The sequence below is a fragment of the Kosakonia sp. R1.Fl genome (genome assembly GCF_023516815.1).
Taxonomy (GTDB): Bacteria; Pseudomonadota; Gammaproteobacteria; order Enterobacterales; family Enterobacteriaceae; genus Kosakonia.
In genome coordinates, this window is sequence record NZ_JAMGSQ010000001.1 from 194,195 (window position 1) to 218,686 (window position 24,492).

General features: G+C 41.9%; 23 protein-coding genes and 2 pseudogenes. 10 read left to right on the plus strand and 15 right to left on the minus strand.

The window, feature by feature from the left end; translation table 11 throughout:
• Positions 1–10 precede the first annotated feature (10 nt).
• The gene (locus M8Q36_RS00950; RefSeq protein WP_249879733.1) at positions 11–1,123 is read right to left on the minus strand and encodes a hypothetical protein; all 1,113 of its coding nucleotides are present in this window, start codon (positions 1,121–1,123) and stop codon (positions 11–13) included.
• A 104-nt stretch (positions 1,124–1,227) separates the two neighbouring features.
• On the minus strand, positions 1,228–1,434 hold the full coding sequence (locus M8Q36_RS00955; protein ID WP_249879734.1) for a helix-turn-helix transcriptional regulator: 207 nt from the start codon (positions 1,432–1,434) through the stop codon (positions 1,228–1,230).
• 309 nt (positions 1,435–1,743) lie between these two features.
• Here M8Q36_RS00955 and M8Q36_RS00960 point away from each other — a divergent pair, with 309 nt between their 5' ends.
• On the plus strand, positions 1,744–2,283 hold the full coding sequence (locus tag M8Q36_RS00960) for a hypothetical protein (RefSeq protein WP_249879735.1): 540 nt from the start codon (positions 1,744–1,746) through the stop codon (positions 2,281–2,283).
• A 43-nt stretch (positions 2,284–2,326) separates the two neighbouring features.
• On the opposite strand, the gene M8Q36_RS00965 is transcribed toward M8Q36_RS00960, so the two are convergent.
• The 5 genes from M8Q36_RS00965 to M8Q36_RS00985 form a co-directional block, all read right to left on the minus strand.
• Positions 2,327–3,259 (minus strand): tyrosine-type recombinase/integrase, encoded by a 933-nt coding sequence (locus M8Q36_RS00965; protein WP_249879736.1) that lies wholly within the window; start codon positions 3,257–3,259, stop codon positions 2,327–2,329.
• Between the two features lie 46 nt (positions 3,260–3,305).
• Positions 3,306–3,758: a RadC family protein gene (gene radC, locus M8Q36_RS00970; RefSeq protein WP_048993054.1), complete on the minus strand. Its 453-nt coding sequence runs from the start codon at positions 3,756–3,758 to the stop codon at positions 3,306–3,308.
• A 2-nt stretch (positions 3,759–3,760) separates the two neighbouring features.
• The gene (locus M8Q36_RS00975) at positions 3,761–4,222 is read right to left on the minus strand and encodes a hypothetical protein (protein WP_249879737.1); all 462 of its coding nucleotides are present in this window, start codon (positions 4,220–4,222) and stop codon (positions 3,761–3,763) included.
• Between the two features lie 120 nt (positions 4,223–4,342).
• A complete protein-coding gene (locus M8Q36_RS00980; protein ID WP_039079231.1) occupies positions 4,343–4,762 on the minus strand; it encodes a DUF2787 family protein in 420 nt (139 codons plus the stop codon).
• Between the two features lie 416 nt (positions 4,763–5,178).
• Positions 5,179–5,643, minus strand: a complete 465-nt coding sequence (locus tag M8Q36_RS00985) for a hypothetical protein (RefSeq protein WP_249879738.1) — start codon at positions 5,641–5,643, stop codon at positions 5,179–5,181.
• Positions 5,644–5,784: 141 nt separating this feature from the next.
• Here M8Q36_RS00985 and M8Q36_RS00990 point away from each other — a divergent pair, with 141 nt between their 5' ends.
• From M8Q36_RS00990 to M8Q36_RS25535, 8 genes and pseudogenes are all read left to right on the plus strand, one after another.
• A complete protein-coding gene (locus M8Q36_RS00990) occupies positions 5,785–6,054 on the plus strand; it encodes a helix-turn-helix domain-containing protein (protein ID WP_249879739.1) in 270 nt (89 codons plus the stop codon).
• Between the two features lie 11 nt (positions 6,055–6,065).
• A complete protein-coding gene (locus M8Q36_RS00995) occupies positions 6,066–6,593 on the plus strand; it encodes a hypothetical protein (protein ID WP_047370582.1) in 528 nt (175 codons plus the stop codon).
• Positions 6,594–6,607: 14 nt separating this feature from the next.
• Entirely contained in the window at positions 6,608–6,967 is a 360-nt protein-coding gene (locus M8Q36_RS01000) for an acyl-CoA dehydrogenase (RefSeq protein ID WP_249882700.1), read from the plus strand.
• 36 nt (positions 6,968–7,003) lie between these two features.
• The gene (locus tag M8Q36_RS01005; RefSeq protein ID WP_249879740.1) at positions 7,004–7,339 is read left to right on the plus strand and encodes a hypothetical protein; all 336 of its coding nucleotides are present in this window, start codon (positions 7,004–7,006) and stop codon (positions 7,337–7,339) included.
• An 841-nt stretch (positions 7,340–8,180) separates the two neighbouring features.
• Positions 8,181–10,229 (plus strand): ATP-dependent nuclease, encoded by a 2,049-nt coding sequence (locus M8Q36_RS01010; protein WP_249879741.1) that lies wholly within the window; start codon positions 8,181–8,183, stop codon positions 10,227–10,229.
• Positions 10,230–10,239: 10 nt separating this feature from the next.
• Complete coding sequence (locus M8Q36_RS01015) at positions 10,240–12,162, plus strand: UvrD-helicase domain-containing protein (protein ID WP_249879742.1); 1,923 nt, start codon at positions 10,240–10,242, stop codon at positions 12,160–12,162.
• 285 nt (positions 12,163–12,447) lie between these two features.
• Entirely contained in the window at positions 12,448–12,708 is a 261-nt protein-coding gene (locus tag M8Q36_RS01020) for a poly-gamma-glutamate hydrolase family protein (RefSeq protein ID WP_249879743.1), read from the plus strand.
• A gap of 194 nt (positions 12,709–12,902) precedes the next feature.
• Positions 12,903–13,052 (plus strand): annotated as a pseudogene (locus M8Q36_RS25535) (poly-gamma-glutamate hydrolase family protein); the annotation flags it as partial.
• A gap of 347 nt (positions 13,053–13,399) precedes the next feature.
• Here the strand turns inward: M8Q36_RS25535 and M8Q36_RS01025 are convergent.
• The 6 genes and pseudogenes from M8Q36_RS01025 to M8Q36_RS01050 form a co-directional block, all read right to left on the minus strand.
• Positions 13,400–14,428, minus strand: coding sequence for a hypothetical protein (locus tag M8Q36_RS01025; RefSeq protein WP_249879744.1), 1,029 nt, complete (start codon positions 14,426–14,428; stop codon positions 13,400–13,402).
• Positions 14,415–16,325, minus strand: coding sequence for a DUF3696 domain-containing protein (locus M8Q36_RS01030; RefSeq protein WP_249879745.1), 1,911 nt, complete (start codon positions 16,323–16,325; stop codon positions 14,415–14,417). Before M8Q36_RS01030 ends, M8Q36_RS01025 begins: the two co-directional genes overlap by 14 nt.
• A gap of 36 nt (positions 16,326–16,361) precedes the next feature.
• Positions 16,362–16,961 carry a 7-cyano-7-deazaguanine synthase gene (locus M8Q36_RS01035; RefSeq protein WP_249879746.1) on the minus strand — a complete coding sequence of 200 codons (600 nt, stop codon included), beginning with the start codon at positions 16,959–16,961 and terminating at the stop codon, positions 16,362–16,364.
• Positions 16,958–18,154, minus strand: a complete 1,197-nt coding sequence (locus M8Q36_RS01040) for a PfkB family carbohydrate kinase (RefSeq protein WP_249879747.1) — start codon at positions 18,152–18,154, stop codon at positions 16,958–16,960. Before M8Q36_RS01040 ends, M8Q36_RS01035 begins: the two co-directional genes overlap by 4 nt.
• A gap of 9 nt (positions 18,155–18,163) precedes the next feature.
• Positions 18,164–18,475, minus strand: a complete 312-nt coding sequence (locus M8Q36_RS01045) for a hypothetical protein (RefSeq protein ID WP_249879748.1) — start codon at positions 18,473–18,475, stop codon at positions 18,164–18,166.
• Between the two features lie 422 nt (positions 18,476–18,897).
• Positions 18,898–19,146: pseudogene (locus tag M8Q36_RS01050) on the minus strand (transposase); the annotation flags it as partial.
• A 308-nt stretch (positions 19,147–19,454) separates the two neighbouring features.
• On the opposite strand from M8Q36_RS01050, the gene M8Q36_RS01060 reads away from it, so the two are divergent.
• Positions 19,455–21,326 carry an NACHT domain-containing protein gene (locus tag M8Q36_RS01060; RefSeq protein WP_249879749.1) on the plus strand — a complete coding sequence of 624 codons (1,872 nt, stop codon included), beginning with the start codon at positions 19,455–19,457 and terminating at the stop codon, positions 21,324–21,326.
• A 480-nt stretch (positions 21,327–21,806) separates the two neighbouring features.
• Here M8Q36_RS01060 and M8Q36_RS01065 read toward each other — a convergent pair whose 3' ends face one another.
• Entirely contained in the window at positions 21,807–22,808 is a 1,002-nt protein-coding gene (locus M8Q36_RS01065) for a DUF4917 family protein (protein WP_249879750.1), read from the minus strand.
• A 235-nt stretch (positions 22,809–23,043) separates the two neighbouring features.
• Entirely contained in the window at positions 23,044–24,324 is a 1,281-nt protein-coding gene (locus M8Q36_RS01070) for a tyrosine-type recombinase/integrase (protein WP_249879751.1), read from the minus strand.
• Between the last annotated feature and the right edge of the window lie 168 nt (positions 24,325–24,492).

Here is a 24,492-nt window from a genome sequence, read left to right on the forward strand (position 1 = left end):
CGCAACACTTTTATCCCTGTTTCTGACGCGATTGAAGCCACTTCAGACGAAGGTTGTATTGCCAGTACTGCGGCTGCGCAAGAATCCCAAGCTTATCCAGCACAAGCGGCAACATAGCCCAAATAGCCTCTGAGTCGAACAACTGGATACGGTAGCGTGCCATAAGTTTATCAACGCGTTTGTCAGCAGCTTTTTTCGTTGAGCTGACCTGTTTACCATTTATGCTCGCTGACGGCCTGTACTTTGCTCTGGCAACCGGATAAGGGACATACTCACGTAGTAAGCGGGCGAACTCGGATTCAAGCATCGGATTTGCCAGCGCGTCACGATCATAAAAAGCCAGCTTAGCAATCAGGTTCTCCATATTACGCAGATTGTTCAGCATCAGTTTTTGCTTGCCAGGAGACAAACGCAATTCCAGACGCAGAAACCGCCGGAACTGGTGCTCATCAAGGACAAGAACCGTTTGCTCGTACCTCTTCTGAGTACTTATCTCCGGTGCATCAACCTTTTCGTATACGGAGGCCACAATGGTCGTAGACCCCAGCCTTAACCCTTCCTGCTCTCCATGTAAGTCATAAAAATCGCCCCTCCTGACCCCAGACAACCCAATGAAATAATCATGGAGTTTCATGCCAACCACATCCAGTGCGTAGTGGATAGTTGTTACCCAGGCATTGCGCAAGCCGCAATACAGGTACTTACCTATGCGCCCCTTACGCCCCAGCCACACAAACAAATCCGTTATCCGTTGCGAAGAGTAGTGCTGGGGACTGAATTCCATTCGCTGAAATCCGCGTTGCCTATTGGTCGGGTCAAAATGGATCACCAGCAGTATGGGGTGATTACGCGTTTTACCTTTCAGTCGGATTTCCACTACCCGGCGATAGTGTCCATCGCACTCATCCTTGCCCGCAGGCCGAACTTTTATCAGATAGTCACCACCAGAGACAAGGCCAAGCAACCGCTGTTTGAGTACAAGATTTTTCTTCCAGTCATGCATGTCCGTTACCCATGCCAGTTTGTCTACACCTCCATACATAGACTGGCCTGCACCATTAACTCCCAGGGGAACTTTGTCAGTTAAAGATGTCACCCGTTCACGATTAAATTGCTGCTTCATATTCTGTTCCAATAGTTCTAGCAGCAACAGTGATCACTCATGCATATGCAGGTACTACCACTGTTACTGTTTATATGGCTGGTATATCAGGGGTGGAATGAGGCTTACAGAGCACGCGTACTGCTAAGCCCGCGTGACTGAATCCAGCTTTCAATTTCATGTAACCCCCACCCCACAGCCCGACCACCATTGCCAGTGAGCTTTTTGGATGCGGGAAATTCCCCTTTTGATATGAGCCGGTACATCGTGGCGGCGGAAATCCCGGTCAGATAAAGAACTTCTTTTTTACGGAGAATACGGTTGGTGTTCATGCTTGCGCTCCTTTGAGCTGTTTCAGGAGCGCTGCTATTTACAACCACGCAAACCGCCTCTTTTTCATGAAAACCAGACTTTTTTCGTGATAATCACGGTAAAAGGTCATTATTTCCCATTGAAAATCGTGATTATCACGCGCAGACTACATTCATCGTGATAATCACGAATTTACTGACCAGGCGAAGAGCATGCAGTAATCACTTATGCAAAATACCGATTGCGATACCGTCCTATCGTGATAATCATGGTCCTTTTGGGGAATGCTTAGCCGGTAAGTTCATTGTTCAATGTCAGGAGATGTACTCATGCCAAATGACGATATGATTTCGCAGCAACTGGAGCAGGAGAAAAAAGAAAGGGAAAGGGACCTCGACAAGAAGAGACAGCAAAAAAGGATGAAATTTGTAGTAAGAAAGTTTGGAAAGATTGTACCCATCCCTATGCTGGAGGAAACCAAAGCGCGGCTGGAGATGATCGCTGAGAAAACAGCCATAAGTCGTAAGGAAAAAAATGCGGCAGAGAAACGAAGCGCAGTCATAGCGGAACTGGTTAACCAGTATTACATAGATAATATTTTGTCCCGCGAGCATGAAAATTCGAAACTGTTATACGACGTTTATAATCAGATATGGCAAGCTAACTTTGACGGAAAACCCTCTGATAAGATAGCCAGGGAACTTAATAATGCTGGCACCCGCATACCGTATTTTGATAGCCAAAGCGGTAAAATAGTAGTTGATACAGGCATATGGAAAAAAGACGATATAGCAACACTTTCCAACTCAGCTCTCGTTATAAAAATGATTGAATCAAATGAAAAAAAGGCCAAAAGAAACGCCAGGTAGGTTTAATATTTTCAAGGTCTATAGCCAACAGATACCAGTATTGTTACCAGCACTTAATCTGCCTGCTGGCGCTGTTTTTTACTCTCTCGATACGGCAGTCATAACGAGTAGTCGTGGATATGTCGCCATGCCCTGCCAGCTGGCGTACCGTGTTGATATCCACGCCCTGCTCTAGCAAGCGCGTAATGAAGGTCCTGCGCATGTCGTGCGGAGTAAAACGCGCTATGCCTGCGTCATGCTGTAACTGCTCCAGAATGCCGGTTAAACCGGTCGTTGTCAGAGGCTGGCTGGCAACCCTGCCGTTGCGCTGAATGCGGTTAAACAATGCATCCCCGGCCTCTTTCGCGCCACTGGCTTTAATCCATGCGCGGATGGCTTTATCTACCGCTGCCGCAACGTGTATCTCCCGATATTTACGCCCCTTCCCCTGCCTCACTCTAAGAATGCAATTGTCATAGTCCCGGTGCTCAAGGCTGACCAGTTCCCCGGCCCGCAAACCCGCACCGCAAAGGGTCATTACAATGGCGACATCACGACAGCAACGGATACGTTGCGGATGCCGTTTAGCGGCCTCAACGAGTGCACGAACCTCCTCCCGGCTGAGTGCCCTTCCCTTGCGCTGGTTATCGCCATTAACGCGCTTAACTGCCCGGATACGGGCAAGGGTCTCCGCCTCCAGGCAATTGAGGTTAAAGGCCGTCTGCGCTATGCCCCGGAGTGCTGACAGTGCCATGTTGACCGACGACACGGCGTAACCGCCATCCAGCAGTGCCGCACGTACTTTAGCGACAGCGGCGAAGCTAAGTTGCTCCCACGGGTAACTGGCCGCATCCGCACCGCGTTTGAGTATGCTGGCACTACGGTTTAACAGGCTGGTGATACCCCGCCGTCCGGACGGGGCAAGACCGCTGATATAGGCGTCCAGCACGGTGGTTTCCACCACTGGCACGACCTGGTGCAGCGCAGCCCTGCTCATGCATTTAACCTGTTATAACATGTATTAAACCAGGCAACTGTCTGCATCACACCAGCCCTCGTTCAGCCAGTGACACCGTCTCAGCCCCGGCCACAATAAAGTGGTCCAGCAACCGCACATCCAGCATTTGCAGTAGCTCCTGCAGCCGCTTAGTTATCTGGATATCGCACTTGCTGGGTTCAGCCTCGCCGCTGGGGTGGTTATGCACAAGGATGACTGCGGCGGCGTTATGTCTGAGTACCCGCTTGATTACCTCACGGGGATGAACGCTGACCGTGTTTAACGAGCCCCTGAACAGCATTTCCCGATGCAGAAACTGGTGCTGGTTATCGAGCAGGATAATGCCAAACTCCTCATGCTCCAGCAGGGCCATTTCATACATTACGCACCGTCGTACATCATCAGGAGAGCAAAGCTGAACGCCACGCTGGTAGCACCGGCTGATAATATCGCGGGCCTGGTCGAGGATGCGGGTTTCACGCAGGGTAAACGTCGTCATGTTCAGAACTCCCGTTCGATGAAGTAAATGGCTTCGGGAAACAACTGGCGCCGGGTCGCGCCAGCACGTAAGGAGAAGGCCTTACGGGGCATGGAGGTTCGCCCGTTGCTGTCGAAAAACCAGAGCGTTTCTTCGTCCATTCTGGTGATAAGGGACCAGTGAAACTGGTCGCTGAGCATAATCAGGCGGGAGTGGTCTGTGACCGCCAGAAACCGTCTCATTTCACTGAAAACCCGCCCTTCCACAAGACCGCGACTTCCGTCGAAAGGTTTGGTGATTTGGACCGGAAACTGGCGGTGGTAGTGGCCTTTCCGGAGTACCTGTGCAATCAGCCAGTCGAGCCGGTTTTCATCTATCCCTTCGGTCAGCCATTCATGCAAAGGCCAGCGTTGCTGATAGGCCTGAAGAAGTCGGTTCATGAGTGGTTTTCGCTTCACCCGACCGTCATACAGCCAGCTCAGCATATTCACCACACAGTACGCGCCGCAAAGACAATCAAGCTCTCCCTGTACAGACGCGTGTATCCCTCTGTTAGCAGTCACAGATAATGTCTCCATCAATAATTAGCTGTCAGTGTGGCGGGATTAGCTTTCCCACATAACGGTGAGTGTGTAGATATTCAGGAAGTGGTAATGAACGAAATTTCTCTGCCAGAGTGCAAAAATGTCGCGCCCTTCCCCTGGCGGTAAATCACCGGCATAGGACAGGAAGACATAGCGCTGGCTCCAGCTGATATCGATTTCCTTTTCGAGCTCCGGGTCTGTCCCCATATATTTGAAGTCAGTGATGTAATCGAAATACCATTCATCGTTGCGGGAAATAAGCCTTATTTCGACCGGGTGAAAACCACCATTCTCAGCACTGTAATTGATATCTTTGAACAGCAATGTGACAGCACGAATATTCGGTTTAACTGGCGGCTTTTTACTGAGTTCAGCCAGTATAATATTAATGAGCTCCTGACTTACGGGCATGGACAGCCCTTCCTGACGGATAATATTCATTGTATTTCTTCCGGTAAATATAAGTTTGGATTGATGACACAAACCACTAATTAACCCTAACCCGCACTGACTTTTCAGACGATGGACGTCCTCCCGCCAGAAGGGATATAAAATGAAACGCTAAGTTGGCTATTAGTTTATGCATCAGTTACTGAATAATATGACACTATCCAGTAATGACATTTTACCAGGAATATACTTACAAAGCAAATAATTTCATACAGAAACTAATTTTGGAATATAATTCTGCCAACCCAAAAAGTTATTTCTAAAGAAGAATGACATACTGATTTACCTCCATGGCAGGTGGGCAGGGTTCCAGGGTGGTTCCTCCTGCCTGCCGTGGCGGGAAATAAAGGTAACCAATTAAAGTTATTTATTATCGGGCGGCTATCCCGGCATAGTAAATAAGCTCATTACTGGTCTTTGAATTGCTCAAGCAAGCGCTCCCGCTCTTCCTGGGGAAGTTTCATTATTTGTTCAGCCAGAAGGGATACATCCTGGTGCTGGTTGGCCAAATCTTTTGTCACCTGCTTTAAAGCCTGCTCCATCAGCAATGCACGTGATGCTGGAGACATGTTACGGAAAAGCTGAACCCACAGACTCAACTGTTTATCAGCGCCTGCAACGCTGAATGCATCATCTTTGGCCCTACTTCGTTCGTTTTCAAGCGACATCGCAGCAGCACTTATATGGTAAACCACACCTTTGCCGACATTTCGCTTACGCCGGATTTCCGGGTGGATCTCTGCCAGCTTTTCAAGGCGCATTCTTGCTCCCCTTGCAGTGCCCGGCATCCCTTCAATCCGCGTAAATTCGTCAGCCGTCAGCCAGTCTCTGGGTTCATCTGCAACCGTGGAAGGTAAGGTTTTTTTGTCCATATTAGCCTTTGCGTTACTCATCTAAATTCTCACAGATATCAATGCGTTAATTCAAAAACTATAAAAAGATAATAAAAATACTTGAAAGGTATCTTTTGTTTGCATTTAATATCTATGTACTGATTCCATGGAGTTAATACAGTGCGTAACTCAACAGCATCGCAGAAAAACCGGGGCAACGGAAGTTCCGGGAATTGGCATCGTGCCGATATTGTGGCTGCGCTGCACAAACGCGGGCTTACTCTTGCAGCCCTTTCACGCAGCCATGGACTCGCTCCCCGCACACTGAACAATGCTCTGGAGCGCCATTACCCTCGTGCGGAACGTATTATCGCAGATGCTCTGGAAACTACGCCGGAGAGCTTATGGCCGGAACGATATGCCCTTAAATCAGAGCGGCAAAGCAAGTAAGGAAGACAAGAATGGCGACGACCATTACAGAAATAACGGAATGTTTTGAGTATTTTTTCAGTTCCCTTTATCGGCGTGAATTTGTGAAAACACTGCGTCTGAATGAATGTAGCGAGCGGGAACTACTGCCATTAGTACGTTGCTATTTACTGGGTTGGTTTGCGGATAACGTCTCGCCAGAAGTCAAAAGCAGGTTACCAGGAACGGTATCCGGACATGGTTTCATTGATTTTGTCATTGACGATGTGGCCGTTGAGTTTGCAGTCCGTAAGCCAACAGCAGCTCGTTCCAATGTCTCCGCAACCGTAAACAGCACGGAAGTGAAGAAGCTAATGAAGCACGACGGCAAAGCCCTGCTTGTACTGTTTGACTTCTCTGACACGCCCTATTCAGAAGAACAGATCGAATCTTTTCGTAACTGGCCCTCCCTGGGTCGGGGGAATCACCGTAAATCAGCTTTCAACGTAGTGTATTTCTTTGTGGAAAAACGCAGGCCGCTGGCACTGGGGAAAATCACCAAAAACATTCGTATCAGCTAACAGGATATTTAATGATGAAGAGAATTGTTACTGCATTAGTACTGACAGCCTTAGCCTTCCCGACAATCGCAGCTCAATACGCTAAGCCTGGTGCAGTTTTAACGCTAAAGCCTGGGAACGGGAATGCGGAGTTCAGCATCAACGCATCAGCCAAAGATGGGTCAGGGACCTGCAACATGGAAGGTACAGCTCAACAAATAGCTGCTGGCGAGAATCAGAAACACCGTTGGGTCTGGAATGATAGTTCCAGCCAGTGTGTTGCCGTGTTCAGTGAGATGAATAATGGGAAAACCAGCGTGATGACTCGTGGTTGTGAAGGATACTGCGGGGCTTCTGCGGCGGGCTTAATGGATGGTCAATACAACAAAAAGTAACAAGACAACCACTTTTGAATTGAAGGGAAACAATGAATGAAATTGAACATACTTCTGGTGCTGGCAGCAGCGGGTTTAATGATGGGTTGCGGTGATAAGACGCCCAAATGCAACAGTGATGATGCCAAGAATCTGGTCGTCGATATAGCGCGAAAAACGATAGAGAAAGGAATGACACTTGATAAGGATGTACGTATTTCTGTAGAAAACGTCCGGACGGTAAGTCATGAATCGGGTCTTGATGTTTATCAGTGTGCTGCTGACCTTACATTCGCCAAACCAAACATGAAAGACTCATTGCCAATCACTTACCGGATACAGAAAACGGATGATGGGAAAGGACAATTTTATATAAATGTACATGGTTTATGATATTTAAACGGTAAAGATAAGTTGGATGCTTACACTTTTACATTTAAATGCTTGTAAGTAGTACTGCAGAACACTAGAGGTTCAGTATGGACAGAACCTCCCAAGCTGCGATAGTTGCTCTAGGTCAAGGTAGTGCAGAACTGGTGTTACGTCTGGTGCACTATTTGCTGGCATGGTTCTAAAAAATGTCCTGTTTGTTTCAACTGGATGTATGCATTTCCTATTCAAAACAGTGAATAAAAAGTCACGATTTGCCCTTCTATTTGTAAACCACCCACAATATCGATATTACTGATGTTTTGCTAAGCGTTTCCCCACACGATGGAGATTGGATACATGAGGGTTTCTGTTGATGAAACATTGTCAGGATAGACTCAGAATCAGATTTCAAAGAAACGTTAAATAATACATCGCTAAGTTGCCAGTATGACTTGCAGGGAATAATTGATAAATCTTCAGCCGCGATCATAAAAATGGGCTAATGAATATGTCATTTTAATGGATAATGCGCCCTGGCTTGAAATCAATCAAAAAGGTTAGCGTTAATGGCGCAATATTATACACCATAAAAAGCCGAGCGGATGAACAAAAGGCGTTACTGGTTATAGTTATTACCTGTATATGACTTCCTTTTAAGGCTGCACTTACCGTAAGTCACGCTAGCGGCGGAGCTGAGCGAGAAGACAACCTCCGCTATGGAACGTTGGTAGGTTCTTTGCTGCGAATCCCGCGCGTCAAAATTCATTGTCCGGCACTTTAACGGATGGAACTCAGAACGTAATGCCATCCTTTCGTTATATTCGCGATGCATGTAATGAGAGCATCGTACTAAGGAGAGAACGTGTATTTGAAGCACATCAGCGCACGCAACTATCGTACCTTTGGAGATAGTGTGTCTGCACCTGAACTAGACTGGGAGCTTAATCCGGGTCTCAACATCCTTGTTGGAGAAAATGATGCAGGAAAGACCTGTATAATCGATGCTATCCGTCAGGTATTGCTGACGACCAGTTATGAAAACATTCGGCTCTTCGAGCAGGATTTTCATATTCATGGTGTAACTCGTTCTAATACCCTTTGTATCGAAGCTACCTTATGCGGGCTAAGTGCCGACCAGGAAGCCTCAGTACTTGAATGGTTGACACTTGGTGAAGATGGCACCTGTTCGCTCATTCTACATCTTGAGGCGCGCTTTCATCCGCCCCAGCCCACCAAGCGTCCACGTGTTGAAACAATTGTTCGAACCGGAGTAAATGGCAGTGGCCCAGAAGTAGGTTACGCGGTAAGAGAACTGGTGCGGGCAACCTACTTAAAACCCTTACGCGACGCTGAAGCGGAGTTAAGTTCAGGTCGCCAATCACGTTTGTCACAGATTCTTAGTGCACATAACCAGATTGCTGGCCAAGAAGTAAACGACTTCGATCAAACAATGCCAGCTAACATCCCTACGAGGCTAGTCGGTTTGATGGCATTCACTCAGCATCACCTTGGCCAGCATCAAGTCATCAAAAGTGTGGAAAGGGATATCAATGACAACTACTTGAGTCAATTTGCGTTTTCCGGTGATGTAATTCAGTCTCGCATCCGTATCGCACCCAATCTAGCGCTCGCACCTATTCTGGAGAAGTTCGAGCTGTCGCTACTTCCCGGAGCACAGATAGATCCTGATAGTCGGTGTGCTCGTGGTCTTGGATACAACAATGCATTGTTTATGGCCACTGAACTAGTGCTGCTACGAGATGGCGAAGAACTTGGCCTGCTTCTCGTTGAGGAACCGGAGGCGCACCTCCATCCGCAATTGCAAGAGCGCGTGATGGATTTATTGAAAGAGCACTCTACTGATGATCAGTCGCATAAGCGGGTTCAGGTCATTATGACGACACACAGCCCATCTTTGGTATCAACTGCGCGCATTGAAGATATGACACTGGTGCACAAGGCACAGACCTTTCCCTTGGCTGTCGGTAAGACGAAACTCAAACGAACCGATTATTCTTTTCTTCGCCGTTTTATCGATGCAACTAAGGCGAACCTCTTTTTTGCACGAGGTGTAATGATGGTAGAAGGGCCTGCTGAAGCAATCTTACTACCGGCTATTGCAGAGATGTGTGGCCGCTCATTCTCGAAGCATGGTGTCTCGCTTGTTAACGTAGGAAATACAGGGCTTTACCATTACGCCCGAATTCTACAGCGGGAAGGAAGCGGCCCTGATATCCCAATTCCGGTCGTATGCCTGACAGACCGGGACATTGTACCTGACGTTGCGAAGAGCTACGTCTCAAAACCCTCCAAGGGTAAACGCTTCGATTCTGATTATGACGTCGAGGAAATAACGCAAGTAGTTCAAAGCAAGAAGGACCGTGCGGAAGGCGGAAATACGATTGTCTGCGTATCTGATCGTTGGACACTCGAATATGATCTTGCACACTATGGTTGCGCTAAGCTGATGTACCTCGCCATTTCCCTTGCCGTAAAAGCAAAGTCTCGCGATGAAAGGTTAGAAGAAAGCGAAGAAATTGAGATAATTACAGCAGAAGAAAAAAACTGGTTAGAATTGGAGGTTGCGGGTCATTCCGATGAAGCTCTCGCTGCAATTATTTATCAGCCTCTTCAAGAGAAAAAAGCTTCGAAAGCCATAGCAGCTCAGTATGCAGCTTTTCTGGTTTGTACAGGTGCGTACGGCAAAGATGACGAACTGTTCAATAAACTACCTCCGTATCTGCAAACTGCTCTATCACACCTGACGATAGATCCAAAATCCAAATTCTCAGCGAGGTCTGGGGTTGTTTCCGGAGCTACCATATCGACTGATTCAACTGCGGCGCCGGCAGCAACAACCATACAGGCAAGCTCTACCGTTCCAGCTAATGCGACTACAAACGGTATTTAGGGGACCAAAAATGAGTGCTGTCCATCTTTCACCAGACGACTTAGCCGAATTGACGACACTAGTCAGTGACCTGAACTTCGACGATGCTGAACGTCGTTCTGCCCTACTTGAAAACGGATCGCGTGATTTTAATGCAGTACCCGGTAGTGGGAAGACATCGCTGCTTGCTGCAAAACTTTTGTTGCTGGCTAGGAAATGGCCTCATGCACGAAGAGGCATATGTGTTTTAAGTCACACTAAAGTTGCTCGCGATGAGATTGCAAATCGCCTGGCAGGAACTGTTGAAGGAGCTCAGCTTCTGAGCTACCCCCATTTTATCGGTACTATCCATAGCTTCGTCAATTATTTCTTTGCAATGCCCTTACTGCGTAGTCTAGGAGTGGAAATTGAAGTCATTGATGATCAAGTGTTTGCAGACAAAGTCCGCTCTCTTTTGCAGACGAGGCAATTTTCAAGCCTTCGCTTTTATCTAGAGAAACAGATGAATGGCGAAGATATTGCCACTACGCTTTTTTATAGGACAGCAGAGCTGGAAGTGCATGCTGAAAGCGGCAGCCTGCCCGCATCTCACACCAAATCATATGAATCTTTGATGACTCTTAAAAACATGCTGACGAACCAGGGCATTTTTCGATATCGTGACATGTTTTCATTTGCTGACCTAGCGCTCCAGACCTGCCCGAGGCTTATTGATGTTGTCCATCGTCGTTTCCCAATGGTGTTTATCGATGAGATGCAAGATACCTCCTGGGATCAAGAGTCCTTATTAAATCGTATTTTCGATGGTCAATCGGTAATGCAACGTTTTGGAGATATCGATCAGAAGATTCTCTCTGATGAAGAACAAGCTGAACTACTCACATTTCCACGTGCGGGGTATGGATGTATCAGTACTAGCAAGCGGTTCGGGAAAGCAATTTCCGATGCTGTAGGGAGTGTCCGCGTCAGTGGTGGGGCCGTTGTTGGTGAAGGCGAGAATGCCCACCCCCCAGTTCTGTTGTTATACAAAACGGATAGTATTACCAAAGTGGTTGAACACTTTGGTCGAATTGTTATTGACCAATTGAGTGAAGATAACATTGGTGTGCGCGAGATTAAGGCGATGAGCGCTCGCAAAACCGGTGAGAGCGACGTTGACGCAGGCCGTCACCTTATTGATTACTGTCCAACCTATGGTGGAGATAAGCTTAGTACAGGAATACGCTCCGAAAGTTTCTGGAGTCTTGTCGGGGATAGTAAAGGGACCTTGAATGAAACATCTTTGAATTCTAGAGTTTCTGACATTCGCAGAGCGCTATTACTTGTTCTGCGGGCTGCTGGGGCATCGTTTGCGCACGAGATTCGTGATGAACGAGCGCTTCCACGAGCTGCAAAAGCCGTTACGCCCACTGGAGCATTTGATAAGTTAACAAGGCTACTTACATTGTCCGGTGAGGAACTTTGTTCGGAGGGGCAGCTTGATACAATGACAGAACTGCTCTACACGCAACTTAAGCCATATATTCCTGAAACACTAAGCCTAGAAAAATTTAAGGGGCTGAGCATTTTCGAAGATAAAGGCGAAAAAAAAATACTTAACACTTCTGTCGCGGACAAGTATGTAATTAACTTTCAGGGAAAAAGCCTTGATATTGGAATCGGTACGGTTGCAGGTATGAAGGGAGAAACTCATGCAGCATCTTTAATCCTTGAATCATATGGCGGGGTCAGCCGTAAATTCGATGTTGCACTGGGGCTACAGTATATTGCAGGGACTGCGACCAAAAGCATTTCAAAGCTGCCTAAAACTCAGCAGGTTCAAATGCGTAACCTTTACGTAGCAATGTCTCGACCGACAAAATTGTTATGTCTTGCTGCGAACGAAAGTCGAGTTTCTCAGGATCTACGTGAGGCGCTTGTATCTAAAGGATGGCATATAGAGGAAGTTATCTAAAAACTCCTGACTGAATGAGCAATGTTTTGTCATAATCTGTTCAATGCCCACGCAGTGTGGCCATATACCAAACAAAAACTGTAGCGTCATATGCGACAGTTTTTGTTTGGTATATGGTCAGTGACGATGCCACAACAAGGACTGCGAAGGAAACCGAAGCTTGAGGCGGCAATACAGTAGAAAATCGCGCTTATGAACCCGATGTATCGAGACATCATGAACCATACTCACTGGGTAAAATTAAACACATCATGCATTAATTTATATGTAATTAAAAGAGGGCTTATGAATAATGACAAATACTCTCGATTCTCTGATTTAAAAGAATATGAAACTGAAGAGAGTTTTAACATTAACTGTAAGATAGAAAGCCGTAGCAATGTCTATGCAATTATGGCTCCACACGGAGGAAAGCTTGAAACAGGAACAACAGAAATTACGCTAGCTATTTCTCATAAAGATCTATCCTTCTATGCGTTCAATGCAAATAAACCCTATAATAATACAATACTTCACATAACAAGCGTTAATTTCGATGAACCATAATGCGAGAATATGTTAAGAAACGTGGAGACGGTTTTAGCCATACATGGTGGAAGAGATCCCGAAACAGAGCCGAAAGAAAGAATCTGAGTTGGAGGGAATCTTCGTGAAAAATTTGAGGTTCACTTGAATAATTCATTGAAACTGTTAGATCTTTTAGTTGAATTTAACTCAAGTTTTTTAGGCAAAGAACCAACAACATCTGCAATCGAGGCATTAGCCAACAAGGTATGCAGCTTGAGCTGACAAAGTCACTCCGTGAAACTTTAAAAAGGGATAAAGAAGTTCTTAAGCAATTCAGTGAGGCTGTTCGTACTGCTATGATGCTGACATATCCAACAGCTTAATAGCAATTGAATGTGTCCCGGCACGGCGGGTAGTCCGGGTGTTGAACAAGATAGTGGTTAACCGGAGTTATCCGCTGAAACTACCGCTGAACAATCGGTTGCTTTTCGAATCTTTTCAGTTTACAAAATCGCCGCAGCAACACACATTCCGATTATTGGAATTTGTTTAAATGGACTGAGATGAGCTAACGCATCAAATATTCTCTTTATTAATGAAAAAATTGCAAACTGTCGATTATCGAAAGGTAATGATAGGCCTACTATGACTATAAGTCATATCATGATTAAACCCTAAAATAATAAAAGAGCTTATATCGATTATTGCTAAAAGGTTTCGATATAATTAATCACGGCTCAGAAATTTTCTCTTCCATTTTTGGACCTACGTTAGCCAAAATTATTCTTCGAGTTTCAGGTTCAACCCAGAACATTAACCTTAGTCCCTGATGGTGTTTAGTAAGATGACATCTGAAACCTTTTAAACCTTCAAAAACAATTTGTTCCTTAGAATCTTTTGATTTCCTAAACGGATTAACTTCAAGATCCACGGGTTTTCTGCAAATTACTCTTAAAACCATATCATACAGTAAAGAAGAAAACTTCTGTGAATTAGCACATTGATTAATCACCAAAGACTCATAAAAATTCTCACCTATATCGAAATCATTCCATGATATAGTTCTGTTAATATTATTAATAGCAGAGTAATTTAAGACACCAAAATAAAATGCCAACTTTAAACCCTGTAAACAATCAGCGGCCTTATAAAGATCATAACCACTAAATTTTACAATTACATCTCTAACATTACCAAAAAGCGTAACATTCTCTTTTAAACTGACAGGCATATCGTTTAAAATATTTGGTTCTAAACGAATTATACCCGTCTCAACTGCAATCTCTAAATTGGTGTTAAATGAATTATTTTTCTGTAGTGAAAATATAAAACCCTTCTCCTTCAACAATAGAGAATTAAAAATTATTTCATGAAATAGGTTTTTATAATGTAATTCCCTATTCTCAGAAAGATAAGATAGAACAGGAGAAGTTGATTGCGTGTTCCATTCAATATAATAATTATCTATAATATTTTTATAGTCAGGCAGAGCATTTACTAGTCTATACAGAGTTCTCACAACATCCTGAGCACTATGTATAGAATCATTATCTTGTGAAATTATCTTTCTAAAAGAGGAATCTGAAGGATAAAATCCAGCCTTGCCCATTTCAGAAAAAATATCTAATTCTTTGAAAACTTTAATGTCAGAATTAGCTACAATTTCATTAATTATCCTTAAGTCTTCAACATACTGACTGATACAATTACCAGTACAGAGAAGAGGAGCGACTAAATACTCAGAATTAATAATTAACATCTGTCCCCTCCCCTGTACTGCTTTCTTTTTTGCTCTTATTACTGGCAGCAATTATTATTTTTTCAATTTCTTTGTCAGTCTGGTCAAAGAAACCCTCAGGCCAATTAGGAATTGCACCAAATCTATTGATATTTACTTTTTCAAATAAAGAACTGGCTTCTATTTTATTTACAAAATATAAAGAGTTAGCATTTATAATTTTCAAATCTGAGGATTGTGCAATCCTCAGTCTTAATCTATTTATAATATATTCACTATGAGTTTCTATTATGCATTGTCGTTCGGTTAAAGAACAAGCCACGAATAAATCACATAATCTTGATTGAATTTTTGGATGTAAATGTAATTCTGGTTGTTCAAATATAAGAATGTCATTCTTTTCAGAAAGTAATAGCATTACGATAATAGGTAAAACCTGACTTACCCCAACTCCTACATGACTTAGTCCTTGTAATTCTTTATCATTAAAATTTCTCACTTGCAAGTTATAACCAAGCTCACCTTTATCCCCTACTTCTATTTCCGAGAGAATACCTAAATAAGACAGCCACGATATGCATGCATTATATAAAGTATCTTTCTTTTCCACAAATGATATATCCCCCCCCTTATTTATTATATCAGGACAGTTAAAAGAAATAACATTATCTTTCTTTTTATATAACAGTGCTGCCGTGAATTCGCCTATCAAACCTACACTCTCATCGTCATACTGATTTGTAGCATAAAATGGTCCAGGTGCATTTCGCAAAGGACCTAGATATTTTATTTTCCTTGAAAAATGTTCAAATATTAATTTATTTATTTCAGAAAGAATTGGCATCTCATATTCTGTTCTTGAAATTATTTTATGAGAATTTTCCAGCCAAATTTCCTGAAGCAGAGCCCTGTTCTCATCCAATAAAACTATCAATTGTTGGCGTTTTTCTAAGTCTAAACTTGATATTAAATATTGCCATTCTTTAATATGTGTTTTAGATTTTAAAAAATGCTCAGGTATATCAGTAGGTTTTAGTTTAAAATTTATCGCAATGAAATCCTCTTTGAAATTTTCTAATCCAACAGATAGAAGACCTTCTAAACCAGCATAACGTTTATTAAATTCCCCAGAAGGAATGTTCAATCCTTGTTTTAAATTATTTAATTTATCATTTATAATTTCAATAATTTTAACAGCAAACTCTTCCGGGATAGAGATATTAGATAATTCTTTTTTTTCAACATCTTTAAATTGCATTTTTTTTAAAATAAATTTTTCTTCGTTGATCATTAAGGGTATCAAATCTTGACTAATTTTTTTTGATACTTGATATTGTAGCTGAATCTTCGTTGGCATAAATCCGTCGAAAGTAGATATCCCCGTAAATTCAAATTCTGGATAAGATTTATTTAGAAGAGCTTTATCCTCAGTACATAAATCCAATCTGGTTAATAAAAAATTATTGATCTCAAAAGATAGTTTTAATTTCAAATCAACCGAATCAACACTCTTACTATAAGCATCTAATTTAACTCTACTTAACTTAGGATTATATCTTGTTTTATCATTGTCGGACTCAATGCCACCAAATGAAAATTCTAAAGATATTTTGTGAATTTCATCATTTTTTGAAAACTTATTTTCAGGAAAAAGATCAAATGATATTGATATATCATTTGATCTTGTTGAATGACTTAGTATATTTTCGAATGCTCCTAGTTTGACAAGGCTACCATTAAGGATAACCCTTCCATCTTTAAAATTATTCAAAAATGTTTGAGACATCATTAAAATAGCCTGAATAAATGAGCTTTTCCCACTGCTATTTGGGCCACACAAAAACAGACATGATTTCATCTCAATTGGGTTTAAAATATTTAAAGATTTAAAGTTATTAATGCAAATATTATTAATCATTTTTTCACCATTATTGTGGTAGTCCGACTATTAAAATTATAAAATATTTAAGTCATAAATCACTTTATGATACTTGTTACAGCCACGACATCTTCCACATGGAATATTGCTAGTATGGCAACTATGCGCCCATAATAAATAATCATAAGGAATTTTCGATTCATTTACTAATTCAATAGTTGTCATATTTATGGCTGGAGCCTCTAACTTTAGATTGCCTTCCTGGAACTCTAACAATTTAGATATTGATAAAACAAATTCCAAAGTACCATCTCTATGATTAGAATCACTGCTTACTGTTCCAATAAGAAGTTTGTTTACGTCCAGGCTTATTGCCTTCATTGCAACTAAAGTTACTAACATTTGGTTTCTATAAGGCCACCAGTCAGTTTCAGGGGCATTTTTGTCCGAACTTTTTCCTGCCATATCCCCAGACCCAAGACTACTACAATCAATCCTTAATATATGATGTTCTATATTAAGGAGTTTGCAGATTTGCATAGATGCTTGGATTTCTGCATCAGCAGCTTTTTGCCCATAATCAACTGTGAAAGCTACTTCGGGTTTTTTCCACCAAGCAATACATACAGAATCCATACCACCTGACAGAATCAAGCCTGTTTTTTTTTGCATCATGATTCCCAAAATGTCTTATAGATTGCTGATACAAACTCATTTACAATAAATATATTTTCACCAGAAAACATAACTAAATCTTTATCATCAACGTTTTCATTATAGATTATAACTTTTTTACCTTTTGCACTAGCAAACCCAATTTCAAAAATTGTACCGCTGTCTAATCCATCTAATATGGCGAAAATTATATCAGAATTTTCCAGCCCAAGAATATCGTGAGTAAATATAAATTCCTTATCGTTTCCCAGCCCCACATCATGGTATGGAGAGAAAACTTCTAAACCCATTTCAATAAAATTATTTCTGGCTTGTTCAATAATCCATAACTGCGCTAAGGTAAAAATTGGCGCTGCTATATAAACTTTCTTTTTTTTATTTTTATTGAAAGTTAAGGCATTTGGTTCATAATGTTGAAGATTAACTACTGATGGTAAACATTGCGTTTGGCAATAGTATGATGTGGCTTTTGAGGCATTCATAGCACTTTCTTCAGGGGATTTTTTTAGCAAGATCCAATTAAGTGCAAAGTGCGCTGAAAAGCAATCTCCGGAGCCGATTTTCCATACCCGTTCCGAAATAAATACAGGGATTTCAGAAAATCTATTTTCATGATAAACAAGCGCCCCTTCCGGGCCTCTTTTTACAACAACCACCTCTGCGCTTTCTTTTTCAGAAATAATTCTTACAGAATCTTTTAAGTTAAACTGGCACTTTGTGTTTGTAAGCGCATATATTTCTTTTTCATTTAAAACTAAAGCTAAATGTTTTGCAATAGAGCCCGCGCCTCGGAAAGACAACGTTTGAAATGTACTTTGTGGATCATAAACTGCATGAGTTGCTTCAATTCGTGTTCGGCATTCAATCATGCCGAACACGAGAGCTGATTCAGTTTTAATAAAAATTTCAGCATTAGTATTTTTACTTTGTGGCGGTATAATGTTAGATAAGCCATGTGCATAGTGGAACACTAATTTTTCATCAGTTTTGTATTGATCAATGGTGAGGTTGCCCTTACAAAAACCAGCCTCAATTTCAAGGTATTTTTTATATTCGTCATCAAGATATGCATGTAGCTTTATATCTACTCCCATTTCACACATTGCTAATGCAGCTCGTCCACCAGATCCATATATATAGTTCCAATGAGGACGCAAACATATTTCACGATATACACCTCCAATAATATGCATGTTCTCCCCTTAGGTAGAATAGATAAAAACTTTTATTTGACCATTATTGATTTCACATATAGAAGCTCTGTACGTCGTACCTCCATCAAGACATTTATATAAGCTTTCTAAATATTGAGGCGATGTGATACCACCTAAAACACCGTCCTCACTTAAAGCACATACAGAATTTTCGATAATTTCGATATCTAATATATCTCCTATTTTTAATTTTTTAACTATCATGGGGTTAGGCGAGCGAATGTTTGTATAGAATTTTATAACCTCACAGCTGTAGAACCCTGAGGAGCTACCAGAGGAAAAGCTGCCCGATCCAGACATAGTCAACGCTCCTTTTCTGTATTTGATATTACTAACAACAATTTGTGAAAAACATTTTCAAATGTCAAGGGTTATTCAACGTTGTACCTCATAGAGCTGCACCTCCCCCTGATTACAGCTGGAGTATATTCAGGAATAACCAGCCTCAGGTCGGTTATCTATTCTCGCAGCCGACAGTTTTTAGGACTAATTCGGCTACGTCATACAACCCTGTGCGGAATGGAGCTTCTCGCTGATTTCCATGCTCTCACAGGCATTCAATCATAGGGCGTTTTCATGCCGCCACATTGTGATAACGGAATGAATATTGGCAGATCTTCAATACAAAACAGACCAGCCGTTCGTTGGCCACGTAACGTGTCTGTAGATTCCGGCCTCATTCTCGCAGCGGTGTCAGCATTAGTTCTTTTTTACTTTACCGGCACATCCTGCGGCATCGCCTTGTCGAGGCTCAGATCGGCCACCAGTTTCTTCAGCCGCTGGTTTTCCTCTTCCAGCTGACGCATGTGTTTCAGTTCTGAGGGCGAAATCCCGCCGTATTTCTTGCACCATGTATAGAACGTAGCATCGGAAATACCCAGCTTACGGCAGACCTCCGGCACGGACGTCTCCAGTTCAGCCTGCTTCAGGGCAAAGACAATCTGCTCTTCGGTGAATCGTGATTTTTTCATCGGCACCACCTCCGTTCAGGGAGTGTAGATTATGCCGGCATTCTGTTTCTGAATGGTGCGGGATTCCGGGTCAGGGTCATCCAGCCTTGTCTGACGGCTTAGCTTTCCTTGAATCTGCCTGTCTGCACTCTGTTGCATCGACATCTATTTTGTTTCCAGACACCACAACCTCACCTTTTGCCACCCAGTCATACACAGTCTGGCGGCTTACCCCCGTGAGACGAGCATAGGCACTTTAAGTTACTAGTATTTTAAACCCTCTATTTTTAAGATAAGTTCATAAAAAACCTAACAGTGAGAAAACCAACATGGATCCATTACTTACTCAAATAATTGTCAGCGGTACTGGCGAAGCAGTAAAAGTTATGACTGATAAACTCCTTTCTTCTAAGTGGGTGAAAGGAACAGAAAATTCAATGGAAATCATCGAGCAGTTCGAAGACCCAGAAATACGCTCTAGATATATTGAAAAACACGTATCAAATGCTTTACGAATGAGAACACTCCATCAGCGTGAACATGATATTTTGCTTGATGATATATATTATCCTTTGACAATAAAAAATATCGCAAACGATGATAACATAATCATTAATGATGACTGTATCATATCACACTCTCGCATATTAAACATCGTAGGTATCGCTGGGCAAGGTAAAAGCACTATACTAAGAAAACTATTTCAAAATGAGATCAAATTCGGCAACCGAATTCCTTTTTTTCTAGAGCTAAGAAGAATAGAAAATGGCTCTATTTTAGATTTCCTCAAAATTACTCTTGAATCACTTGGGGTTGATATAAAATGTGAAGACTATCTTATCGAACTTTTACTCCAATCAGGTAAAATTATCATAATGCTTGATGGATTTGATGAAATCAAAGCTAATGCAAGACTTGAGATTTTATCTCAAATAAAAGAACTCAATGTAAGATATAACTGTCCAGTTATTGTTACAAGCAGACCAGAAACGGAGATATGCAGAGAAACGTCTATCAACAATCTTTTGGTGCAAGAGCTAGATGAACAAAGTCAGCTTGGCATCTTACAAGTTATATCCAATCAAACAGAATACGACGAAATATCAAGTGTGATTAGTAACAACGCTCAGCTCAAAGGAACTCTTAAAACACCAATTCTCATTAACCTACTTTATGTATGCTATCCATATTGGGATGAACTACCAAGTAATATAGTTGAGTTTTATAATAAGCTATTTATTACTTTATATCTTAAACATGACCGAATGAAGTCATGGGCTCGAGAGCGAAAATCAACACTGAGCACAGACGATTCTTTGTGGTGTTTCTCAGCTCTTTGCTATTTTGCCATGAGGGAAGAGGTTTTTGAGTTTGATACTAGAACATTAACAAAATATGCCAGAAAGGCTCTTAAAGCAGCAAGCATCCCATCTAAGGAATGCGAACCTTTTATTGATGACATAGTCAATATTACATGTTTAATACAACAGGATGGTTTAGACCGTTATGTATTTCTTCATAAATCAGTTCAAGAATACCATGCTGCCTATATTATTAGTAATTTACCACAAACAATAAAATTACAGTTTTACGAATCAGTTGCAGCAAATTTATCCTCAGATGATAAATACGACAACGTACTACAATTCTTGCACTATATTGATAGAAATGTTTTCCAAGATCAAATTACTATAAAGCACTTCGAAGAACTTGGATTGGTTGATATTGCTCAGGGTGACATGCAGACAGCTTGCGAAATGATTTTAATGAAAACCAGAAACCTGTATATATATGCTAATAAAAGCGACAAAGAAAAATTATCCTGGGCAGAATGCGAGGTTGTATCACAGGCTTTCGGGCTAGACGTATTAAGTATTATGAACGGTAAACAGCGATTATTAGATGATACATTGGATTACCCTATCCTTAATACTGCAAATGAAGACTTCACTATTTCAGAGCTAGAAAAATATGACTACGCAATAACTCAAAACATTTTTTCAAAAAATACATCAGACAAGAAATACAAGATCAGTATTGCTAGTTTCATTAAAGAAAATAATTTATTACTTGAAATGGCTGATAGATTAAGAAAAGCTGTCGAAGATTATTATCATTCAGTTTATACACCATTAATCAAAGAGAGAAAAAGAAAAGCAAATGCTCTACATAAGGAGTTTGAAATCACAAGGGATATTTAAAAATTTTTAAATCATTAGCACCTCTTAGCAGGGCAAGTAAAAAATATTACTAGTGCCCTGCGCCCCACTTACAAACGAATTTTTGTAGGTTAATTCCTGCTTGGCCGTTTTTTATTCACGTGCATTTCCACAATCACAAAAATGTTGACATGCTCCCATATTTTAACTCACTGTACGTTAGGAATGTCCGTATTTGGCACAAAGCTGTCGCGCCCTCTGAGTTGAAGGACTGCTATGATCGAAGAGCAGAAGTTCGTAAGACATTTTAACATCGCAGGGTATTAATCTACGGGGTAACCCGATCCTCAATAATGAATATACTAGGTTCCTAGATATGCCCAATACTAGCTAAAATCGGCCTTGCAAAGGGGCACTTAAGCCTCACTATGAGTTAGGATCCGAGGTGATAACTAACTTTAAGATGAATATACAGTAGCAGCAGGTTCATTTATACATTGAATAGACTGCGTCATCTTTTTATTAATCAATGTTGTTCCAACAATTAGGGCTTTCACTATTAAAGAAATCCACCTGAACATTGACACCCAAAATTCTAATGATTGTATCATAAACCCTGTTACAGTAGGCCTGATCATTCCTATAAACTGAAACGGCAATCTTTCTGATTCCTGATGAAACTATACGTTGTAAGATATATTCATCTTGTGGCCATAAACCCCAACCATAGATGACCAAGTGATCTTCTAAACTGGTGAGAACTTCTCTATACACAGTGTTTAAGTAGCTGCTATTTTGAATTGAATTTATCTTTTGCCAAGCGGTACCTTCACTAACAAATAAAGGTACAACTTGTTCGGATTGCCACTCTCTCAGTACAGTTTCGAGCAAACCATGCTCATGGTTGGTTATTTTAAACTCAGCCTCAACATTATTTCGGCATAATACCAAATTGCCATGAGGATAAAAAACAAGCGTAACACTTTGTCCATAAAAAAATGATTCTCGCAAATTTCTCCAATTTTCATAGAATCGCCTACTAACAAAGCAATCTTTCAGCAAATGATTGTCATTTATTCTAGTGCCATACATAATAGCCCAATAAATTATCAAATCATAATTCAATGAAATAACTGTACTAAATCTCTTGATAAAGTTATATATCGCAGGTAAATCCCGTGAGATTTCCTGGTGTTCAGGATGTATATCTCTCACTGACTGTATTAAACATTCGCGTACTCGCACATATGCAGCATGTGTTCTTTCATCTGGAATTCGTAGCGAGCGATTAACATTTGATGCTTGCCACACCAAGCGTAAAACAAGTTCAAAGTCAGCAGTATTGAAAAAACAAAACAACTGTTCAATATCATCAGTTAGAAGTCCATGATCACGTGCATATTCAATAATCGACGAATAACCAAAACGATCGTCTATTGCCATACTCGCTCCATTTCCTAATAACAATGAACCTCTGTTATAATCATTCGCTATTTCCACCCAATTATAAATTCTAAAAGGCATACTCTGTCACTCCATGTTATTTAAGAGGCTGGTTTAAATAATTCAATTCTAACTATCACTGCACTATGTGTCTTATATCATGCGATCGTCTTTTTGTAACACGGTGCAGACTGATATGAGTCTCGCAGTTCGCTCTGAGCGAGGAACGGAAGTACAAAATTATTCTGGCCTCTGGGGCACTTTTTAAACATAGTCGTGCGCTAGACTAGTGGCAGCAGGCCAGTAGCGATTCAAACTATTTAAAACAATCTATATAATCTGCCCATACTTGCAGCCATTTTTTACACTCAACATCATATTTGTAAAGGTTATAAATCCCTTCAACACCACCTTTCGTATGCCCCAGAATCGCCTCTGCCACTTCGTTAGGACATTGCAGCCGTGATAGTCCAGTACGCACTGTCCGCCGTAAATCATGAGGTGTCCAACTCGGTATATCCAACATCTGGCCGGATTCACGTAAGCGCCACGCATTCTCCGTCAGATACTTTTGCTGGATTGGTCGTCTTGTTCGTGTAGACGGAAAAAGATAGGTGTCCGAGTTGAGGCGGAGCACTTTTAGAAAATCTATAGCCTGTGTAGATAGCTGAACGTAACGTTCCACGCCTGTTTTAGTCTCTCTCAGGTGTATCGTCCCCTTCTCCAGATCAACATCCTTCCACGCCATGTTGCAGACCTCTCCTGTGCGGCAACCTGTCCACAAGGTTAGACGAAGCACGTTTTTGATTGTTGGGGAAAAAGCAGAGCCTGGCAGCCACTGGAGAAACTTTTTAAGCTCAGCTTCACTCAGCACACGCGTACCACGATTATTAGTAAGCTTGATTCGAGTCTGACGGAGGCTGGATTTTGCCAGTAGCGCAGGATTGGCAAAACTGGCATCAAAACGTCCCAAACCGATAGCGAACTCATAGGCCAATGAGAGCTCCCTTAGAACGTTACCGGCTTGCACTTTTGCGCCTCTGGCAACAATGCCATTGATAAGCGTAATCACGTCATTGCGTGTGATTTCTGCGGCATTACGATCGCCCAGCTTATCTACCGCATCGGCATACAGTGTTCTGCGCACTTCATCCTGGCCTTTCTTCTTCCGGGCTCCCGGAATGATTTTGCCATCCTTAGTTTTGCGGTCCTCAATGCGCTCAGTCAGGTAGAGCTCAACTAATCCCTGCACAGTTAATTCAGGTACTTTGGCCTGTTCAGCCTCGATTGCACGAAGTTGTTTTTCCTGCTTGAGTTCTGATGCAGGACACCGCCCCTCCTGACGGAGGAGCTTTAATTCGTTGAGTTTAAGGCGTGCAACGGCGAGAGAAGTCTGCGGGAAGTTGCCAATTTTGACCTGAGCAAGTTTTCCAGTCACAGGGCTCGTGTAACGGTAGAAAAAAGACTTAACACCAGTAGCACCACAGGAGACACGTAAACCACGATTTTCGCCAATATCAGCTTTATCTTTGTCACCTGGCTTCATCATTTCTATCGCTTTAAACGACAGTGGCTTTGCCTCTTGTTTTCCTGCCATAAAGACTCCGTTATCATGCTCCCTACGCATTTATGAAACGAAATGTAGGTTGTGCTGTAAGTAGCCGTATTTTACCAGGCTATAGGTTGGCAAGCTACACTTTAACCTACATTTAAATGTAGGATTTCATGAGATCCAATGAGACAAAGTGAAACTCAATGAGAACAA

What these genes read in the sequence shown, in the direction of transcription:
- M8Q36_RS00950 (WP_249879733.1), bottom strand. Translation starts at nt 1,123, where the DNA reads ATGAAGCAGCAATTTAATCGTGAACGGGTGACATCTTTAACTGACAAA.
- M8Q36_RS00955 (WP_249879734.1), bottom strand. Translation starts at nt 1,434, where the DNA reads ATGAACACCAACCGTATTCTCCGTAAAAAAGAAGTTCTTTATCTGACC.
- M8Q36_RS00960 (WP_249879735.1), top strand. Translation starts at nt 1,744, where the DNA reads ATGCCAAATGACGATATGATTTCGCAGCAACTGGAGCAGGAGAAAAAA.
- M8Q36_RS00965 (WP_249879736.1), bottom strand. Translation starts at nt 3,259, where the DNA reads ATGAGCAGGGCTGCGCTGCACCAGGTCGTGCCAGTGGTGGAAACCACC.
- radC (WP_048993054.1), bottom strand. Translation starts at nt 3,758, where the DNA reads ATGACGACGTTTACCCTGCGTGAAACCCGCATCCTCGACCAGGCCCGC.
- M8Q36_RS00975 (WP_249879737.1), bottom strand. Translation starts at nt 4,222, where the DNA reads ATGCTGAGCTGGCTGTATGACGGTCGGGTGAAGCGAAAACCACTCATG.
- M8Q36_RS00980 (WP_039079231.1), bottom strand. Translation starts at nt 4,762, where the DNA reads ATGAATATTATCCGTCAGGAAGGGCTGTCCATGCCCGTAAGTCAGGAG.
- M8Q36_RS00985 (WP_249879738.1), bottom strand. Translation starts at nt 5,643, where the DNA reads ATGGACAAAAAAACCTTACCTTCCACGGTTGCAGATGAACCCAGAGAC.
- M8Q36_RS00995 (WP_047370582.1), top strand. Translation starts at nt 6,066, where the DNA reads ATGGCGACGACCATTACAGAAATAACGGAATGTTTTGAGTATTTTTTC.
- M8Q36_RS01000 (WP_249882700.1), top strand. Translation starts at nt 6,608, where the DNA reads ATGAAGAGAATTGTTACTGCATTAGTACTGACAGCCTTAGCCTTCCCG.
- M8Q36_RS01005 (WP_249879740.1), top strand. Translation starts at nt 7,004, where the DNA reads ATGAAATTGAACATACTTCTGGTGCTGGCAGCAGCGGGTTTAATGATG.
- M8Q36_RS01015 (WP_249879742.1), top strand. Translation starts at nt 10,240, where the DNA reads ATGAGTGCTGTCCATCTTTCACCAGACGACTTAGCCGAATTGACGACA.
- M8Q36_RS01020 (WP_249879743.1), top strand. Translation starts at nt 12,448, where the DNA reads ATGAATAATGACAAATACTCTCGATTCTCTGATTTAAAAGAATATGAA.
- M8Q36_RS01025 (WP_249879744.1), bottom strand. Translation starts at nt 14,428, where the DNA reads ATGTTAATTATTAATTCTGAGTATTTAGTCGCTCCTCTTCTCTGTACT.
- M8Q36_RS01030 (WP_249879745.1), bottom strand. Translation starts at nt 16,325, where the DNA reads ATGATTAATAATATTTGCATTAATAACTTTAAATCTTTAAATATTTTA.
- M8Q36_RS01035 (WP_249879746.1), bottom strand. Translation starts at nt 16,961, where the DNA reads ATGATGCAAAAAAAAACAGGCTTGATTCTGTCAGGTGGTATGGATTCT.
- M8Q36_RS01040 (WP_249879747.1), bottom strand. Translation starts at nt 18,154, where the DNA reads ATGCATATTATTGGAGGTGTATATCGTGAAATATGTTTGCGTCCTCAT.
- M8Q36_RS01045 (WP_249879748.1), bottom strand. Translation starts at nt 18,475, where the DNA reads ATGTCTGGATCGGGCAGCTTTTCCTCTGGTAGCTCCTCAGGGTTCTAC.
- M8Q36_RS01060 (WP_249879749.1), top strand. Translation starts at nt 19,455, where the DNA reads ATGGATCCATTACTTACTCAAATAATTGTCAGCGGTACTGGCGAAGCA.
- M8Q36_RS01065 (WP_249879750.1), bottom strand. Translation starts at nt 22,808, where the DNA reads ATGCCTTTTAGAATTTATAATTGGGTGGAAATAGCGAATGATTATAAC.
- M8Q36_RS01070 (WP_249879751.1), bottom strand. Translation starts at nt 24,324, where the DNA reads ATGGCAGGAAAACAAGAGGCAAAGCCACTGTCGTTTAAAGCGATAGAA.